Here is a 17838-nt window from a genome sequence, read left to right as displayed (position 1 = left end):
CGTCGGGTGACCCTCAAGCTGCACGCCGTGCTGTGGCCGATCCACGACTGGCCGACCCAGCGCTCGCACTGGGAGCGCGCCGAGGAGATGGGCTTCGCGGGCGGCTGGCTCTACGACCACCTCGCCTGGCGCGGTCACACCCCGTGGGACGACGCCTACGCGTCCCTGGCCGCCGCGGCCGCCGTCACCTCGACGATCCGCCTCGGCACCCTGGTCACCTCCCCGAACTTCCGTACGCCGATCCCGACCGCTTCGGCGATCCGCACCATCGACCGGATCTCCGGCGGGCGGCTGACCGTCGGCATCGGCGCGGGTGGCGACTCACCGACCTCCGACGGCCTGGTGCTGGGGCGGGAGTGGACCCCGCGGGAGCGCTCGGACCGGTTCGCCGAGTACGTCGCCCAGCTCGACGCCCTGCTCGGCGGCACGTCGGTGTCGGTCTCCGGCGAGCACTGGTCGGCGCTCGAGGCGCCGGTCGGGGCGGGTCTGGTGCAACAGCCGCGTCCCCCGTTCTGGATCGCCGCGGGTGGGCCGCGCGGCGTACGCCTCGCCGCCCACTACGGGCAGGGCTGGGTGGCCAACCCGAGCTCGGAGGCGCCGTACCCGGAGGTGCGCACGCAGATCGAGCGGTTCGAGGCGGCCTGTGCCGAGGTGGGCCGCGACAGCCGTGACGTGCCCCGGCTGCTGCTCACCGGGTTCACCGAGGAGCCGTGGCTGGAGTCGGTCGACGCCTTCGAGGACCTGGCGGGCCGCTACGCCGAGCTCGGCATCACCGACATCGCGATCCACTGGCCGCGACCCGACAGCGACTGGGACTCCGATCCGGCGGTCTTCGAGGCGATCGCCGGCTCCGTCCTGGGCTGATCAGGGGCCGGGCGTCTGGCTGCTGTCCCGGCGGGTCTCCTCGGGTGCCTCCACCCGCTCGTCGGACTCCTCCAGGATCGCCTCCGCCTGGGCCTCCGGGTCGTCGCTGCCCGCCTCCTGCTCCTCGGGCCACAGGTTCTCGGCGCGGGTCCGTACGCGGTCGTCCTCGGGATCGGTGCTCATGCCGGGTCGGTACCCGAGGGCCGGCGGCTCACACGGAGCGGTGCAGTCCGGGCTGGTGCACGCGCTCGGTGGAGGCCGGGTTGGCGGCGAGTGCGGCGCCGGTACGCCGGGGTCGGGTCTCGAAGCCGCCGCCGCAGTTCGGGCACACACCGCCCAGGCAGCCCTCCGCGCAGGCGCGGCACCAGGTGCACTCGAAGCTGCAGATCAAAGCGCCGGCGGCGTCGGGTGCAAGGTCGGTGTCACAGCACTCGCAGGACGGCCTCATCTCCAGCATGCCGTCAAGTATCGGGGTTTTCGGGAAGGCCGCGCTTGACCTTTCCCCGGCGTCAAGGTCCAGCGTGTCGGGTGTCCGGCGCGACCGTCGCCGGGGACGAGGATGGGATCCATGCAGCGGATGACCATCGGCGAGTTCGCCGAGGCCGTGGGGCTGACGCCGAAGGCGCTGCGCCTGTACGACGAGCTGGGGCTCGTCGTGCCGGCGGAGGTCGACGGCGTCAGCGGCTACCGCTACTACGAGCCCGATCAGTGCGAGCGGGCGCGGCTGGTGGCGCGCCTGCGGCTGGTCGGGATGCCGTTGGCGCGCATCCGTGCGGTGTTGGACCTCCCGGTCGAGGCGCGGTCGGCCGAGCTGGCGTCGTACTGGCGCCAGGTCGAGGCCGATCATGCCTCGCGGCGCCGCGGGATGGCGGTCCTCGTGGAGGAGTCACGACACGAGGAGGCAGGGATGAGGATCGACGTGGAGACGGCGGTCGAGGCCGGGGCGCGCACGGGGCAGGGCGGACGCGACCTGATGCTGGACGGGGTGCGGCTGGGCAGGCGGGTGTTCGCGGTCGCCGACGGGTTCGGGACCGACCCGACGCTGGCGACGGACGTGCTGGAGGTGATCGGCCGGTACGACGACCTGCACGGCGTCATCGACCCGGTCGCGCTGCTCGACGAGGCGGTGGCGCAGGCCGCGGCCTCGATCGCGGGCCGGGAGGGCTGCGGGTGCACGCTCACCGCGGTCGTGCTCGGCAGCGACCGCGTGGCCGTGGCGCACGTGGGCGACTCGCGGCTGCTGCTGGTCCGGGAGGGGCGCGTGCAGCGGATCACCCGCGACCACACCGTCGTCCAGGGGCTGGTCGACGAGGGGTTGCTCAGTGCCGACGAGGCGCTGGCGCACGAGGATCGGGCGCGGCTCAACCGGGCGATCGCCGCCGGCCTCCCGCCGGAGCCGGATCTCGCGGTGGTGGCGCGCCGTGCGGGGGACCGGCTCGTGCTGACCACCGACGGCGTGCATGCGGTGCTCTCGGCCCAGCGACTGGGCGAGCTGATCACCGCTGCGACCGCTCCCGAGGAGGTCGCGGCGAGCGTCGAAGGCGCGGTCCTCGCCGCCGGTGCGCCGGACAACTACGGGGTCGTCGTCATCGACAATTGACTCGAACAGATGTTCGATCCATGATGGCGTCATGGGGTGGAACAACCCGCCGGTGCCGTGGCGGGAGATCGAGCGACGACTGTCCGGACGACCGCCGAGCGAGGCGGCCCGGCTGGACGCGCCGGTCTCCCGCCGCCGGCCCAAGCCCGAGCCCGCGGCGATCGAGCGGCCGGCCGGGGCGACGCCGTACGCCGAGCTGCACTGCCACTCCCACTTCAGCTTCTTGGACGGGGCGAGCAGCCCGCGGGAGCTGGTCGAGGAGGCGGCCCGGCTCGGCCTGAGCGGGATCGCGCTGACCGACCACGACGGTTTCGCGGGCGCCCCGCTGTTCGCGGAGGCGGCCACCGAGCAGCGGATGCCGACGGTGTACGGCGCCGAGCTCACCCTGCAGTGGGAGGGGACCGAGAGCCACCTGCTGGTCCTGGCGCGGGGAGTGCAGGGCTACCACCGGCTCTCGGGCGCGATGACCGAGGCGGGGCTCCGGGCGCCGGAGAAGGGGCAGCCGCGCCACGACCTCGACGAGCTGGTCGACCTGGGCCGCGACCACTGGGTGGTGCTGACCGGGTGCCGGCGGGGGAGCGTGCGGCAGGCGCTCGCGCGCGAGGGGGCGATGGCGGCGGCTCGCGAGCTGGACCTGCTGGTCGACCGCTTCGGCGCCGACGGCGTGGTGGTCGAGCTGATCGCCCGCGACCACCCCGGGGCCGACGACGACAACGACCTGCTCGCCGCGCTCGCCGCCGACCGGCACCTGCCGGTGGTCGCCACGGGCAACGTCCACCACGCGACCCCGGCAGGGCGGAGGCTGGCGACCGCGATGGCGGCCATCGGCGCGCGCAGCTCGATCGCCGACCTCGAGGGGCGCCTGGACCTCTCCGGATCGGCGCACCTGCGCAGCGGGGCGGAGATGCTGGCGCGCTTCGAGCGGCATCCGGACGCGATCCGTCGCTCCGTCGTACTCGCCGAGGAGCTGGCCTTCGACCTGCGCAAGGCACAGCCCAAGCTGCCCAAGCAGGGCATCCCGGCCGGGTTCACGCCCGACACCTGGCTGCGCCACCTGACCGAGCGCGGCTTCACCGAGTTCTACGCCGGCCAGGAGCACGAGCAGGCAGCTCGGGAGCGGGTCGAGCGCGAGCTGCGGGTGATCGCGGAGAAGGACTTCGCCGGCTACTTCATCATCGTCCACGACATCGTCGCCTTCGCGAAGTCGCAGGGGATCCTCTGCCAGGGCCGGGGATCGGCGGCCAGCTCGGCGGTCTGCTACGCCCTCGGGATCACCGCGATCGACTCGGTGCTCTTCAAGCTGCCCTTCGAGCGGTTCATCTCCGAGCACCGCGAGGAGGAGCCGGACATCGACGTCGACTTCGACTCCGACCGGCGCGAGGAGGTGATCCAGTGGGTCTACGACACCTACGGGCGCCGCAACGCCGCGCAGGTCTGCAACATCATCAGCTACCGGCCACGGATGGCGGTGCGTGACGCCGCGAAGGCGCTCGGGTTCTCGACGGGCCAGCAGGACGCCTGGTCCAAGCAGATCGACGGCTGGGGGAGCACCCTGCCGGCCGGGGAGAACGAGGACATCCCGGCCCAGGTCAGGGAGCTGGCCGAGGAGTTCCTCTCCGCCCCGCGCCACCTCGGCATCCACTCCGGCGGGATGGTGCTCACCGAGCAGCCGATCGGCGAGGTCTGCCCGATCGAGAAGGCCCGGATGCCCGGGCGCACCGTGCTCCAGTGGGACAAGGACGGCTGCGAGACGATGGGGCTGGTCAAGTTCGACCTGCTCGGGCTGGGCATGCTCGGCGCCCTCGACCACACCATGCGGCTGGCCGCCGAGCACACCGGCAAGCGGTGGACGCTGCAGTCCATCCCCAAGGAGGAGCCGGCGGTCTACGACATGCTCGGCGAGGCCGACTCCATCGGCGTGTTCCAGGTCGAGAGCCGGGCACAGATCGGCACGCTGCCGAGGCTGAAGCCGCGCAGCTTCTACGACCTCACCATCGAGATCGCGCTGATCCGGCCCGGGCCGATCCAGGGCGGCGCGGTCCACCCGTTCATCCGGCGCAAGATGGGCCGCGAGCCGGTGACCTACGACCACCCGCTGCTCATCCCGGTGCTGGAGCGCACCCTCGGCGTGCCGCTGTTCCAGGAGCAGCTGATGCAGATGGCCGTCGCGCTCGGCAACTGCAACGCCGACGACGCCGACCTGCTGCGGCGGGCGATGGGGTCCAAGCGCGGCATCGAACGGATCGAGAAGGTCAAGGCGAAGCTCTACGAGGGCATGGCCGAGAAGGGGATCACCGGCGACGCCGCGGACGCGATCTACGTCAAGATCCTCTCCTTCGCGGGCTTCGGCTTCGCCGAGTCGCACGCGCTGTCCTTCGCGCTGCTGGTCTACGCCTCGTCGTGGTTCAAGCTGCACTACCCGGCGGCGTTCCTGGCCGGCCTGCTGCGCAACCAGCCGATGGGCTTCTACTCACCGCAGTCGCTGGTCGCCGACGCCCGCCGGCACGGGGTCACGGTGCTGCGGCCCGACATCGCGCTGTCCGGGGCGCAGGCGGGCCTGGAGCCCGTCGTACCTGACCAACGCGTTGGGTCTGAGGCCGAAACCCAACGCGTTGGTCAGGTGCGATGGGACGCTGCCTTCGCCGTCCGGCTCGGGCTGGACGCGGTCAAGGGGATCGGCCTGGACCTGGCCCGGCGGATCGAGGCCGAGCGGCAGCAGGCGCCGTACGCCGACATCACCGACCTCGCCCGGCGTACCGGACTCAGCTCCCAGCAGCTGGAGGCGCTCGCCACGGCGGGGGCGTTCGAGGGGTTCGGGCTGGACCGGCGCCAGGCCCTCTGGATGAGTGGGTACGCCGAGAGCCGGGCCCACCTGCCCGGCACGACCGCCACCCCGGCACCGCCGACGCTGCCCGCCATGGACGCGATCGACCAGACACTGGCCGACCTGTGGGCAACCCGGATCTCCCCGGACAAGCACCCCATCGAGCACTGGCGCGACCGGCTGCGCGAGCAGGGGATCGTGGCGGTCGGTGACCTCGGCGGCATCGATGCGGGCAGGCGGGTGCACGTCGCCGGCCTGATCACGCACCGCCAGCGTCCGGGCACCGCCCAGGGCATCACCTTCCTCAACCTCGAGGACGAGACCGGGATGCTCAACGTCGTCTGCTCCCAGGGCGTCATGCGCGCCCACCGCCAGGCCGCCCGCAACCGCGTCGCCGTGATCATCCGCGGCCGGCTCGAGCGACAGGACGGCGTCACGAACCTGCTCGCCGACCGGGTCGAGGCGCTCGACGTACTGCTGCCGGGGGCGGGGTCGGCGCTGCAGGCCCGTCAGTCCTCCCGCGACTTCCGGTGAGCGTGCAGTCGCTGATCCAGTCGGAAGCCCTCGTAGGCAGAGAGATGGATGGTCGTCAGTCCTCCCACCTCAGCCGAGGGGATCAGGTAGAAGTTCAGATCACCATCGACGACGAAGAAGCAGTCCACCTCGTCGATGTCGTAGGGCACTGCTCCGCGGCCACTCTGCGTGATCCGGGCGACCCACGTGCTGCCCGACCGGACGGTGCTGCTCTTCACCTGCACCCGACGAACCGTGCCCGAATCGATGACGACGAGATCGAAGGCGCAGGGCTCGAGTGGCCACGACACATCGGCACCGCACAAGGTGAACCATGCCGCCGCCATCATCGGCGCAGCCTTCCGCAACCTTGCTACGGAGGGATGATCCGATACCGCCGCGGGTGGACCGGCCGCCGATTCGAAGTGTGCGGTCGACAGGCTCAGGCGTCGAGCATGGCCCCTGAGCGTGGTCGTCCACGAACCGCCGCGAAGGTGGAGGCGATCGGCCACCTGTTGCCAGCTCCGACTGACGGCCACAGCCGTCGCCAGGTCGCTGTCACTCCACCGGCGCTGCCCTCGGAAGTGGGCATGGTCCAGCCCGAGCTCTTCGGCCCGCCGTCGCACTGATCGCTGGACGGCACCTGACGTCGCCGACAGGCCGAGGCTGCGGAGCACGCCCCGCCACGAAGTCTCGGCTGTGACCGCTGCCGCCAGCTGGTCGTCCGAGTAGGTCCGAGCGCCACCCATGTCGAGGACGCTAGGACGCACCGCCGACACAAGGGCCAACCGATTGCCGGACCCGACAGGCGCTGCGGTAAGGTTCGATCCGCTTTGAGCGAGTGCTCGGAGCAGCGGGCTGTAGCGCAGCTTGGTAGCGCATCTGACTGGGGGTCAGAGGGTCGCAGGTTCAAATCCTGTCAGCCCGACCGAAGAATTCTCGGTCAGCAAGGGGCCGTTCCGCACCAGCGGGACGGCCCCTTGCTCATTCCAGCTCCAGCACCGCCGGTACGACGGCGGCGAGCGCCGCACGGCAGGCCACGATCTGCGGGGCGCCGGCGATGGCGGCCCGAGTGGAGGTGAAGACCTCGCGCCGCGGGCGGCCTGGCAGGTCGACCCAGCGGACGTGCGGGCGGCGGCGTACCGACATCAGGTCGGGGAGGACCACGACCGCGTTGCCCGTCTCGACCAGCGCGATCTGGGCCTCGAGGTCGTCGGTCTCGAAGCGCACGTCCGGCTCGAACCCCGCGGTCCGGCAGATCGACTCGGTCCAGGCGCGCGAGGCCGCGCCGCGGGGCTCCATCACCCACGGCGCGTGGGCGGCGTCGGCCAGCCGGCGGATCCCGTCCCACGGCGTGCCGGTGGGCGGCACCGCGAGCCGGAGCAGGTCGGTGGTGAGGGGCGCCCGGTCCAGCTCGGCGTGCAGCGGCGCGGGGTGGTGGGGGTACTGCTGGGCGATGACCAGGTCGAGCTCGTTGGACCGGGCCTCGAGCAGCGCCTCCTCCGGCAGCCGCTGCGACATCGTGACCCGGAGCCGCGGGTGCTCGGCCGCGAGCCGCGTGAGCAGCTGCGGCATGAACGCCAGGGCCGCCGACTGGAACGCGGCGATCTGGACGGTGCCCGCGACGTCGTCGCCGAGCGCGGAGACCTCGGCCTGAGCCCGCTCCAGCAGCTCCAGCACCCGGCCGGTGTGCTCGACCAGCAGCTGGGCGGCCGGCGTGAGCTCGACCCGCCGGCCGGCCTTGCGCAGCAGCTCCACGCCCACCTCGTGCTCGAGCAGGCTGAGCTGCTGGGACACCGAGGACGGGCTCTGGTGCAGGACCTCGGCGACCGCCGCCAGCGTGCCGTGGATCGACAGCTCGCGGAGCAGGCGGAGGCGGCGTACGTCGAGCATCCTGACAGATTAGTCAGACTGATCGATATCCGACAGAAAACGTCGCTGGACCTGATGGATCACCGGGCCGATGATCGAGACATGGACCGCACCCAGCACGCCGAGCAGGTCGAGACCCTCGCGCACGACCGGCACCTCGAGCAGGTGGAGCAGCAGGTCCGCGCCTGGCTCGACGCCGCCGCCGAGAAGCCCGTCCACCCCTCCGCGAAGCGGCTGGCCGAGGTCCTCAAGGACCCGCGCGGCCTCGAGTTCACCGTCGGCTTCGTGGACCGGGTCGTGCGTCCCGAGGACGTGGGTGTCGCGGCCGCGGCCCTGCGTGAGCTGGTGGCCCTGACGCCGAGGTTCCTGCCCCGCTACCAGCGCGCGGCGCTGCGGCTGGGTGCGCTGGTCTCGCTGGTCGCTCCCTGGCTGGTCATCCCGGTCGCGCGGCGGGTGCTGCGCCGGATGGTCGGCCACCTGCTCATCGACGCCACCGACGCCCGGCTCGGCCGGCAGATCCAGCGCATCCGCAGCCGCGGCGTCCGGCTGAACATCAACCTGCTCGGCGAGGCCGTGCTCGGTACGGCGGAGGCCGACCGCCGCTTCGAGGGCACGATGCGGCTGCTGCGGCGGCCCGACGTCGACTACGTCTCGATCAAGGTCTCCTCACCGGTCGCGCCGCACGCGCCGTGGGCCTACGACCAGGCCGTGGCGGAGGTCGTGGAGCGCCTCCTCCCGCTCTACCGGTACGCCGCCGAGCAGTCCGCGGCCGGCCGCCGCAAGTTCATCAACCTGGACATGGAGGAGTACCACGACCTCGACATCACCATCGAGGTCTTCCAGCGACTCCTCGAGCGCGACGAGCTGCTCGGGCTCGAGGCGGGGATCGTGCTGCAGGCCTATCTGCCCGACGCGATGTCGGCCATGATCGGCCTCCAGGACTGGGCCGCGGCGCGCCGGGCGCGCGGGGGTGCCCCGATCAAGGTGCGCCTGGTCAAGGGCGCGAACCTGCCCATGGAGCGCGTCCAGGCCGAGCTGCACGGCTGGCCGCTGGTGACCTGGGGCTCCAAGCAGGAGTCGGACACGTCGTACAAGAACGTGCTGGACTACGCCCTCACCCCGGAGCGGGTCGCGAACGTCCGGGTCGGCGTCGCCGGCCACAACCTGTTCGACATCGCCCACGCCTGGATCCTGGCGGGCGAGCGCGGGGTCCGCGACGGCGTCGAGCTGGAGATGCTGCTCGGGATGGCGGAGGGCCAGGCGGAGGCGGTGCGGGAGACCGTCGGCGGCCTGCTGCTCTACGTCCCGGTGGTGCACCCCGACGACTTCGACGTCGCTGTCGCCTACCTGGTGCGGCGGCTGGAGGAGGGCGCGAGCCCGGACAACTTCATGAGCGCGGTCTTCGACCTGTCCCACGACCGCGCGCTCTACGACCGGGAGCGGGACCGGTTCGTGCGATCGCTGGCGGCCGTCGACGGCAGCGTCCCGCCGCCGTACCGCACCCAGGACCGTCGCTCGCCGGTCGTGGCCGCGCCGTCGCGAGGCTTCGCCAACACCCCCGACACCGACCCGTCGCTGCCCGGCAACCGCGCCTGGGGGGCCGGGATCATCGGCCGGATGGCCGGCTCGCGGCTCGGTGCCGACCTGGTCCAGGAGTACGCCGTCGACACGGTCGCCGGCGTCGAGGCGGTCATCGACGGTGCGGTCGCGGCGGCCGACGGCTGGGCGCGGACACCGGCCCACGAGCGTGGCGCGATCCTGCGTGCCGCGGCCGTCGAGCTGGAGCGCCGACGGGCCGAGCTGCTCGAGGTGGCCGGGTCCGAGTGCGGCAAGACGCTCGACCAGGGCGACCCGGAGGTCTCCGAGGCGATCGACTTCCTCGACTACTACGCCGAGCTCGCCGAGGGGCTGGAGCGGATCGACGGCGCGCGCCCGGTGCCGGTGCGGCTGACCCTGGTCGTACCGCCCTGGAACTTCCCGATCGCCATTCCCACCGGCGGCATCGCCGCGGCGCTGGCGGCCGGGTCGGCCGTGGTGGTCAAGCCGGCGCCGCAGGCGGCCCGCTGCGGCTCGGTCGTCGTCGAGGCGTTGTGGGCGGCGGGCGTGCCCCGGGACGTGCTGCGGCTGGTCCACGTGCCCGAGGACGAGGTCGGACGCGCCCTGGTCGCCGATCCGCGGGTGGACCGGCTGATCCTCACCGGCGCCTTCGAGACCGCGCAGCTGTTCCGCGGCTTCCGTGCGGACCTGCCGCTGCTGGCCGAGACGTCGGGCAAGAACTCGATGATCATCACCCCGCACGCCGACCTGGACCTGGCCGTCAAGGACCTCGTCGCCTCCGCGTTCGGCCACGCCGGGCAGAAGTGCTCGGCGGCCTCGCTCGCGATCCTGGTCGGGTCGGTCGGTCGGTCGCGGCGCTTCCGCGACCAGCTCGTCGACGCGGTCACCTCGCTGCGGGTGGGTCTTCCCGAGGACCCGACCAGCCAGGTCGGCCCGCTCATCGAGCCCGCGAGCGGCAAGCTGCTGCGCGCCCTGACCGAGCTCGCGCCGGGGGAGTCGTGGCTGGTCGAGCCGCGCCGGCTGGACGAGGAGGGGCGGCTGTGGACGCCGGGCGTGAAGACCGGGGTCCGCAAGGGCTCGGAGTTCCACCTCACCGAGTACTTCGGGCCCGTCCTCGGCCTGATCGCCGTCGACACCTTCGAGGAGGCGATGGAGGTCCAGAACGGGACCGAGTTCGGCCTCACCGCCGGACTGCACTCCCTCGAGCGCGACGAGATCGCGCGGTGGATCGACACGGTCGAGGCCGGGAACGCCTACGTCAACCGCACCACGGTCGGCGCGATCGTGCGGCGCCAGCCGTTCGGCGGCTGGAAGCGGTCGGCCGTGGGCGCGGGGACCAAGGCCGGCGGGCCGAGCTACCTGATCGGGCTCACCGACTGGGCGCCCACGACGCCGGTCGACGACGGCTTCCTGGACCGCGCCCGGGCCTCCGACGAGGCGGCCTGGGCCGAGCTCGGTACGCCGAGGGACGTCAGCGGCCTGGTCGCGGAGCGCAACGTGCTGCGGCACCTGCCCGTGCCCGCCACCGTGCGGGTGGAGCGCGACGCGCCGCTCGAGCTGCAGCGGGTCGTCTCGGCCGGGACCCGGGTCGGCGCCGAGGTCACGGTCTCGCTCGGCGTACCCCTGGCCGAGGAGGTACGTCGCCGGCTGCTCGCCGAGGGCGTGCGGGTCGTCGACGAGGACGCCGAGCAGTGGGCCGCGACGCTGCAGGGCCCGGACGCCCCGCATCGGGTGCGCCTGATCGGCGGCAGCCGGGCCGGGTTCGCCGCGGCGAGCGGCGGACGCCCCGACGTCGCGCTGTACGCGCAGCCTGTGCTCGAGGCCGGGCGGATCGAGCTGCTCACCTTCCTGCACGAGCAGGCCGTCGCGGTGACCGCGCACCGGTTCGGGTCGCCCACGTCCCTCGCCGACGGCCTGCTCTGACGGGTCCTCAGCCGACGGCGTCGGCGCCGTACACGTCCACCCACGACAGGCAGGCGTCGAGCACCCCGGCGCGCTCCGAGATGCGGTGCCCGAGCTGTTCCTCGATCCGGGAGATCCGGTAGCGGACGGTGTTCGGGTGCACGAACAGACGGTCGGCGGTGGCATCGACGTTGAGGCCCGACCGGAGATAGGTGAGGGCGGTCTCGCGCAGGCCGTCCTCGCCCTTGGTGCCGCTGAGCAGCGGAGCCAGCTCGCGTCGTACCAGGTCCCGGGCGAGCTCGCCGTCTCCGAGGAGGGTGGCCAGCTCGATGTCGGCGTACGCATGCGCGGGCGCAGCCGTCCGCAGCACGACGCGGTGGGCGGCGACGGCCTGGAGATGGCTGATGCGGAAGGCCGCGGATCCGCTCATCGGGCCGCCGGTGGCCAGGTGCAGCCCCGCATCGGTGAGCAGGCCGATGACCGTCGGGAGGTCGACGACGGGCCGTTCCGGCGTGCTCGTCCAGCCCCACAGCTCGCGGTTCCCGGCGAGGTGCGTCAGCGGCCGTGGGAGGCCGAGCAGGGCGCAGGCCTGCTGCGCGACCTCGTAGAGCGGGGCCGTCTCGTCGGTCCCCGGCGCGCCGGCGAGCACGAACGCGGTCTGCCACTGGCGCAGGTTGTGCCCCAGGATGCGCGCGTGCTCGGCCGTCGGCGGCGCACCGGCCAGCAGCGCCTCGATGGTCTGAGCCCGCCGGGCCTGGACGCCGGCCGCCAGGCTCGCGCGCTCCCGGGTGTAGTGCTCGATGAGCTGTTCCACGGAGTCGTCGATCCACTGCTCGGCACGCAGCCAGACGGCCAGCAGCGCCTCGTCGCGGCGCAGCCCGGCCGGGAGGCCGGCGGGCTCGGTGCGATCCATGAGGTAGCGGAAGACGGCCTTGTTCGCGATCCGGTAGACCTTGAGCAGGACACTGATCTCGAGGTTGCGCCGCGCGATGGACAGGCTCAGCGCGACGGCGGCCGTGGGGAGCGTGAGCTGGTACTCGTCACCGAGGCCGACGAGGAAGCTGCGCCAGTGGGCGCGTGTGGAGGCGTGCAGCTCCTCGGCGAGGGTGCGGTCCGCGGCGATCTCGGGGATCGCGGCGAGGATCTCGGCGTCGACGCTGCGGACGAACGCATCCACCTCGTCGGGGTTCATCGCACCCTCGGCGAAGCCCTCCAGCCACGCGCTGAGTGCCGCAGAGGGGGTGGCCCCGTCGGTCATGGCCCTCCTTTGGGCTCATCTCCATCGGACGGTCGACCTTATGGCGTGTGTCACAAGCGGTCCACTGCGACCCGCGACCATGATCGGTCCCACCAGCGCGTACCAGGCCGAAGGGGACATCATGCAGGAGTTCGACTACGTCATCGTCGGGAGCGGATCGGCGGGGGCCGTGATCGCCGGGCGCCTCAGCGCGGACCCGGACACGAGCGTGCTCGTCCTCGAGGCCGGCGGTCGCAGCCGGCCCAACCTGAACGTGCAGATCCCGGCGGCGTTCGCCAAGCAGTTCCACACCAGGACCGACTGGGACTACACCTCCGAGCCCGAGCCGCACCTGGGCGACCGGCGGATCTACCAGCCGCGCGGCAAGATGCTCGGCGGCACCAGCGGCATGAACGCGATGATCTACATCCGCGGCAACCGCGCCGACTACGACGGCTGGGCCAAGGCCGGCGCGACCGGCTGGTCCTACGACGAGGTGCTCCCGCTGTTCCGCCGGATGGAGACCAACAGCCGCGGAGCGAGCGACTACCACGGCGGCAGCGGTCCGCAGTTCGTCGAGGACGCGCCCGACCCGCGGTCGGGATCGCGCCAGCTCGTCGAGGCGATGGCGGAGGTCGGGCTCGGACGCACCGACGACTTCAACGGGGCCCAGCAGGAGGGTGCGTCGCTCTACCAGCGGTTCACGCACCGCGGCCAGCGCTGGACGACGTACGACGGCTACCTGGCGCCGGCCCGCAAGCGGGCCAACCTGACGATCACGCCGGGCGCGCTGGTGCACCGTGTCCTGATCGAGGGCGGCCGGGCGAGAGGCGTGGTCGTGGCGACGGGAGGGCGGGTCGAGACGATCCGGGCCCGCCGCGAGGTGATCCTCAGCGCGGGGGCCTACAACACCCCGCAGCTGCTGATGCTCTCCGGGATCGGGCCGGCCGACCACCTGGCCGAGCACGGCATCGGCGTGGTGGTCGACAACCCGCACGTGGGCGCGCACCTGATGGACCACCCCATGTACATGGTCAACTGGGACAGCAGCCACCCGGACAACCTCGCGTCAGCCGAGAAGCCGATCCAGCTGCTGCGCTACCTCCTGCAGCGCCGGGGCATGCTCACCTCGAACGTCGGCGAGGCGGGCGCGTTCTTCCACACCAGCGTCGCCGACGACGCTCCGGCGATGCAGATGATCGGCGCGCCGGCGTACTTCTGGGAGCACGGCGCGGCGACGTACGACGGCCGCGCGGTCGCGATCGGACTCTCCCTGGTCGGCGCGAAGTCGGAGGGCACCGTCCGGCTGGCCTCCGCGGACCCGGGCGCGAAGGTGCGGATCTGCAACAACTACTTCGAGCACCCCGACGACATGACGTCGATGGTCGAGGGCATCGAGCGGGCGCGCGAGGTGATGGCCGCCCGCGCGATGAAGGGCTTCGCCAACCACGAGATCCACCCGGGTCCGGCGTTCGGCGGCGGCCGCAGGGGACTCGAGGAGGCGATCCGGAAGGGCGTCGAGCACACCTATCACCCCTCGTGCACGGCGCGGATCGGCGTGGAGGGCGACGGCGTCGTCGACGCCGGCCTGCGCGTGTACGGCGTCGAGGGGCTCCGGGTGGCGGACGCGTCGGTGATGCCGCGGGTCACCCACGGCAACACGCACGCCCCGAGCATGCTGATCGGGGAGAAGGCCGCGGACCTGATCCGGGCCTGAGCCGGCGCGAAGGGTTCAGATCCGTCCGGATCGCGCCGATCGGTCTGCACGTCTGTGCAAGTTGTCGCGTCGCCGCGCATGCGGCGGCCCCATGGCCGAGGGTGATCACATGAAGTCCATCGCTGTGCTGCCGGCGGCCCTCCTGCTCGCCCTGACCGGCGGGGTGCTCGCCCCGGCCCAGGCGCGGGTGCGCTCGTCCACCGTCTCGTGGGCCGGCTACACCTGGGTGGCCCGCTCGGCGCCCGGCAACCCCGGCGCGCCCCAGACGTGGTCGCCCGGCAACGTCTCGGTCGACTCCGCCGGCCGGCTGCACTTGAAGGTCACCCGTGACAAGCACGGGCACTACGCCCAGGCGGAGTTGGACTCCACCCGCAACGGCTGGGGCTACGGCACCTACCGCTGGCAGGTGGCCTCCGACGTGTCGAAGCAGGCGCCGGAGTACGTGCTCGGGTTGTTCACCTATGGCCGCGACGCCGGCTACGGGCACCGCGAGATCGACATCGAGGCCTCCGGCTGGGGCACGACGCCGATCACCTGGGACTACACGACCTGGGCGAACGGGCAGGACTCCGTGGCCCGTACGCCGGCGCCGGCCGGTGCCAGCACCCAGCAGTTCGTCTGGCAGCCGGGCCTGCTGACCTGGTCCTCGTGGGACGCCTCCGGCAACCTGATCGGCACCGCGACGGCGAGCGGCGCCGACGTACCGGTGCCGTACGACGAGTCCGTCGGCATCAACTTCTGGCTGTGCGGCTGCGCATCGGGCTGGAACCAGACCCCCGCCTCCGAGGTCGTGCTCAGCGGATTCGAGTTCACCCCCTACCCTGGCTGACGTGGGTGCCGATCACGACCACGGCGTGACCGCCGACGCGGACCGGCGCTACCTGACCGCCGCGCTGGCCCTGCTCGTCGCGTACATGGCGGCGGAGGTCGTCGTGGCCCTGCTGACCGACTCGCTGGCGCTGCTCTCGGACGCGGGCCACATGCTGTCCGACGCCGGGGCGATCGCCGTGGCCCTCTGGGCGATGCGGCTGGCGGCGCGGCCGGCGGCAGGGGAGTGGACCTTCGGCTGGAAGCGTGCCGAGATCCTCTCGGCGCTCGGCAACGGGGTGACGATGCTGGTGATCGCCGCCGTGGTGGCGGTCGAGGCGATCGGTCGCCTCATCGACACCTCGCCGTCGGTGGCCGGTGGCCCGGTCCTGGTCGTCGCCCTGGCCGGCATCGTGGTGAACGTCGTGGCCGCGTGGGCGCTGGCCAAGGCCAACCGCAGCAGCCTCAACGTCGAGGGCGCCTACCAGCACATCCTCACCGATCTCTACGGCTTCGTCGGTACGGCGGTCGCGGCCGTCGTCATCCTCACGACGGGCTGGGTCCGCGCCGATGCCGTCGCCTCCCTCGTCGTGGTCGCGCTGATGGTGCACTCGGGCTGGGGCCTGCTGCGCGACTCCGGGCGGGTCCTGCTCGAGGCCGCTCCTGCGGGCACGGACCTGGACGGCATCCGGCAGCACCTGCTGCGCGTCGACCACGTGCACGACGTCCACGACCTGCACGTGTGGTCGGTGACCTCGGGGCACCCCAGCCTCTCGGCGCACCTGGTCGTCGACGACTCGTGCTTCAACGACGGTCACGCCCCGCAGATCCTGGACCGGGTGCAGCAGTGCCTGGGCGGCCACTTCGACGTCGAGCACTCCACGTTCCAGCTGGAGCCCCTGTCGCACGCCGAGCACGAGCACGGCGTGCACTGAGCACGCCGCGCCCGTCAGTCCCCGTCAGATCTCGTCAGATCGCCGCGACGTCGGCCGAGTCGACGCCGTGGTTGACGGCCTCGAGCAGGGCCGCCGTGAAGGCGGGCAGGTCGTCCGGGCTTCGGCTGGTGATCAGGTTCCCGTCCACGACGCAGCGCTCGTCGACCCACTCGCCGCCGGCGTTGACGATGTCGGTGCGCAGGCTGGGCCACGAGGTGAGCTTGCGGCCGGACAGCACGTCGGACTCGACGAGCGTCCACGGGGCGTGGCAGATGGCCGCCACCGGCTTGCCCGAGGCCAGGAACGCTCCGGCGAAGGCGACCGCGTCGGGGTCGGCGCGGAGCTTGTCGGAGTTGGCGACGCCCCCGGGCAGCACGAGCGCGGCGTACTCGTCCGCACCGCCCGCCTCGCTCAGCGCCTCGGCGGGCATGGTGTCGACGCGGTCGAGGTGGTCGAAGAGCTCCGCGTCACCGGCCTCGGGGGCGAGCAGCACGGGTTGGTACCCGGCGTCGCTGACGGCCTCCCACGGGGTGGTCAGCTCCACCCTCTCGATGCCCTCGTTGGCGACCAGGAAGGCGACCTTCGTGTCGTTCATCTGCATCCTCCGTCCGTGCGTGGCTTGCGTGCGGTGCGTGCGGTGGTCAGCCGACCTTGGAGATCGCGTCCTTGGTGCGGTCGACGATCGAGGCGAGCGGCATCGTCAGCACCGTGGCCACCGTGCTGCCTGCCGTCGTGGGGTGCGGGCGGGTCGGGGCGAGGTTCTCCGTTGCGGTGAGCATCCGGCCCATCGTCTGGCGCTCCTCTGCCGTGCAGCCCGCGAGGATGGCGGGGAACTCGTCGCGCTCCTCGGCCTCCGCGTGCGCGTCGACCGACTCCTGGAACGCGACCAGCTTCGCGTGGAACTCGGGGCTGTCGACGTCCATCTTGTCCAGCTCGGCGAGCACCTCGGTCGCCTCGGCCTCCTCGTGCAGGCGCGCATCGACGACGTCGGTGCCGGCGACCTTCCTCGAGGCGGGCCGCAGCACCAGCTGCTCGGCGGTCTCGTGCACCACGAGCATCGCCCGCAGCTCGGCGAACGCGCTTGCCCGCGCGGTGCCGATCGCCTCCTGGATGTCGGTGAACAGCGTGCGGATCCGGGCGTGCTGCTCGAGCAGGATGCGGATCACGTCGCCGTCGGGGAGCTTCGACGCCTGTTGCATGTCCTCGGTGGGGTCACCCATCGGTTCCTCCTGGGATCGTCGGTGATCGTTCCTCGGTCATCGCGGCGGTACCCGGGCTCCGAGAGGTCATGCGACGGCACCCGACCCGATCGACCCACAGTTCGACCCCCACCTCGACTCACACCGAGTGCCGAGCCCCCCGCGCGTCCGTCGGGGCGGGAGAGCCCTCCGGCACCGGGTGCTCCGTCGGCAGCGGACCGCCCACCGGGGCGGCCTGACGCGACGCCGCGCCGCGGTTGAGCGCGAGCTCGCCGCCGAGGTAGCCGGCCGCCGTCATCACCCCGGCGCCCAGGAGGGCGCAGAGCGTGCCGCGGCCGTGGTGCCCGGCCAGGCGGAGCATCGTCGACTTGGCGTAGAGGGCGACGGCCACGCCGTTGCCGGCCGCGTGGACGGCGCCGAGGCGACGGTCCTCGCCCTCGAGCTTGTTCCAGTCGGCCAGGCCGCTGGCCGCGGTCGGGATGGCCGAGGCCACGCCTAGGCCGCACAGGATGGTCCGGGCACGCCGCGACTTCGGGCCGCCCAGGACGTCCAGCACGCTGGTCGCGGTCAGCAGCCCGATCGGTACGTCGGTCAGCACGGGGTGCGCGCCATGGTTGAGCCAGCCCTCACCGCGGAGGATGCCGGCGTAGCCGGAGGTCTCGAGCGCGTCGGCGGCGCGGCGGTAGACGGGCTCCAGCAGGCTCGCGGCGCTGGAGGCGGCGAGGCGCTTGAACAGCTCTGACTGCGGGTTCAGTGTGTCCATGCGTACGCCGTACCCCCGGATCACCCGCGCATGCGGCATGCGCGAGCC

15 protein-coding genes and 1 tRNA gene are annotated in these 17838 nt (G+C 72.5%); 8 read left to right on the top strand and 8 right to left on the bottom strand.

The window, feature by feature from the left end; genetic code table 11:
• The first annotated feature begins 6 nt into the window (after positions 1–6).
• Positions 7–864, top strand: coding sequence for an LLM class flavin-dependent oxidoreductase (locus ACYU8V_RS05065; RefSeq protein ID WP_460845633.1), 858 nt, complete (start codon positions 7–9; stop codon positions 862–864).
• Here ACYU8V_RS05065 and ACYU8V_RS05060 read toward each other — a convergent pair whose 3' ends face one another.
• The gene (locus ACYU8V_RS05060) at positions 865–1047 is read right to left on the bottom strand and encodes a hypothetical protein (protein WP_460845632.1); all 183 of its coding nucleotides are present in this window, start codon (positions 1045–1047) and stop codon (positions 865–867) included.
• A 28-nt stretch (positions 1048–1075) separates the two neighbouring features.
• Positions 1076–1321, bottom strand: a complete 246-nt coding sequence (locus ACYU8V_RS05055; protein ID WP_460845631.1) for a DUF1272 domain-containing protein — start codon at positions 1319–1321, stop codon at positions 1076–1078.
• 111 nt (positions 1322–1432) lie between these two features.
• Between ACYU8V_RS05055 and ACYU8V_RS05050 the strand changes: the two genes are divergently transcribed.
• Positions 1433–2464, top strand: a complete 1032-nt coding sequence (locus ACYU8V_RS05050; RefSeq protein WP_460845630.1) for a MerR family transcriptional regulator — start codon at positions 1433–1435, stop codon at positions 2462–2464.
• Positions 2465–2495: 31 nt separating this feature from the next.
• Positions 2496–5822: an error-prone DNA polymerase gene (locus tag ACYU8V_RS05045; RefSeq protein ID WP_460845628.1), complete on the top strand. Its 3327-nt coding sequence runs from the start codon at positions 2496–2498 to the stop codon at positions 5820–5822.
• Here ACYU8V_RS05045 and ACYU8V_RS05040 read toward each other — a convergent pair.
• Positions 5798–6550: a group I intron-associated PD-(D/E)XK endonuclease gene (locus ACYU8V_RS05040; protein ID WP_460845626.1), complete on the bottom strand. Its 753-nt coding sequence runs from the start codon at positions 6548–6550 to the stop codon at positions 5798–5800. The two genes, ACYU8V_RS05045 and ACYU8V_RS05040, sit on opposite strands and share 25 nt — an antisense overlap.
• A 105-nt stretch (positions 6551–6655) precedes the next feature.
• On the opposite strand from ACYU8V_RS05040, the gene ACYU8V_RS05035 reads away from it, so the two are divergent.
• Positions 6656–6729: transfer RNA gene (locus ACYU8V_RS05035), tRNA-Pro, on the top strand.
• Between the two features lie 56 nt (positions 6730–6785).
• Here ACYU8V_RS05035 and ACYU8V_RS05030 read toward each other — a convergent pair.
• Positions 6786–7694, bottom strand: coding sequence for a LysR family transcriptional regulator (locus ACYU8V_RS05030; protein ID WP_460845624.1), 909 nt, complete (start codon positions 7692–7694; stop codon positions 6786–6788).
• A gap of 81 nt (positions 7695–7775) precedes the next feature.
• Between ACYU8V_RS05030 and ACYU8V_RS05025 the strand changes: the two genes are divergently transcribed.
• Entirely contained in the window at positions 7776–11153 is a 3378-nt protein-coding gene (locus ACYU8V_RS05025; RefSeq protein WP_460845623.1) for a bifunctional proline dehydrogenase/L-glutamate gamma-semialdehyde dehydrogenase, read from the top strand.
• 7 nt (positions 11154–11160) lie between these two features.
• Here ACYU8V_RS05025 and ACYU8V_RS05020 read toward each other — a convergent pair whose 3' ends face one another.
• Positions 11161–12390, bottom strand: a complete 1230-nt coding sequence (locus ACYU8V_RS05020) for a PucR family transcriptional regulator (RefSeq protein WP_460845621.1) — start codon at positions 12388–12390, stop codon at positions 11161–11163.
• A gap of 121 nt (positions 12391–12511) precedes the next feature.
• Between ACYU8V_RS05020 and ACYU8V_RS05015 the strand changes: the two genes are divergently transcribed.
• From ACYU8V_RS05015 to ACYU8V_RS05005, 3 genes are all read left to right on the top strand, one after another.
• A complete protein-coding gene (locus tag ACYU8V_RS05015; RefSeq protein ID WP_460845620.1) occupies positions 12512–14086 on the top strand; it encodes a GMC family oxidoreductase in 1575 nt (524 codons plus the stop codon).
• Positions 14087–14195: 109 nt separating this feature from the next.
• On the top strand, positions 14196–14915 hold the full coding sequence (locus tag ACYU8V_RS05010; RefSeq protein ID WP_460845619.1) for a glycoside hydrolase family 16 protein: 720 nt from the start codon (positions 14196–14198) through the stop codon (positions 14913–14915).
• Positions 14916–15000: 85 nt separating this feature from the next.
• Positions 15001–15828 carry a cation diffusion facilitator family transporter gene (locus ACYU8V_RS05005; protein ID WP_460845677.1) on the top strand — a complete coding sequence of 276 codons (828 nt, stop codon included), beginning with the start codon at positions 15001–15003 and terminating at the stop codon, positions 15826–15828.
• 34 nt (positions 15829–15862) lie between these two features.
• Here ACYU8V_RS05005 and ACYU8V_RS05000 read toward each other — a convergent pair whose 3' ends face one another.
• From ACYU8V_RS05000 to ACYU8V_RS04990, 3 genes are all read right to left on the bottom strand, one after another.
• Complete coding sequence (locus ACYU8V_RS05000; protein WP_460845617.1) at positions 15863–16423, bottom strand: type 1 glutamine amidotransferase domain-containing protein; 561 nt, start codon at positions 16421–16423, stop codon at positions 15863–15865.
• A gap of 46 nt (positions 16424–16469) precedes the next feature.
• The gene (locus tag ACYU8V_RS04995; protein WP_460845616.1) at positions 16470–17048 is read right to left on the bottom strand and encodes a hemerythrin domain-containing protein; all 579 of its coding nucleotides are present in this window, start codon (positions 17046–17048) and stop codon (positions 16470–16472) included.
• A 118-nt stretch (positions 17049–17166) separates the two neighbouring features.
• Positions 17167–17790 carry a DUF2231 domain-containing protein gene (locus ACYU8V_RS04990; protein ID WP_460845614.1) on the bottom strand — a complete coding sequence of 208 codons (624 nt, stop codon included), beginning with the start codon at positions 17788–17790 and terminating at the stop codon, positions 17167–17169.
• Positions 17791–17838: the final 48 nt, after the last annotated feature.

It is taken from the genome of Nocardioides ultimimeridianus, from assembly GCF_054777895.1.
Note: the sequence above shows the minus strand (reverse complement) of the source record. Positions and strands in the feature narration are given on the sequence as shown.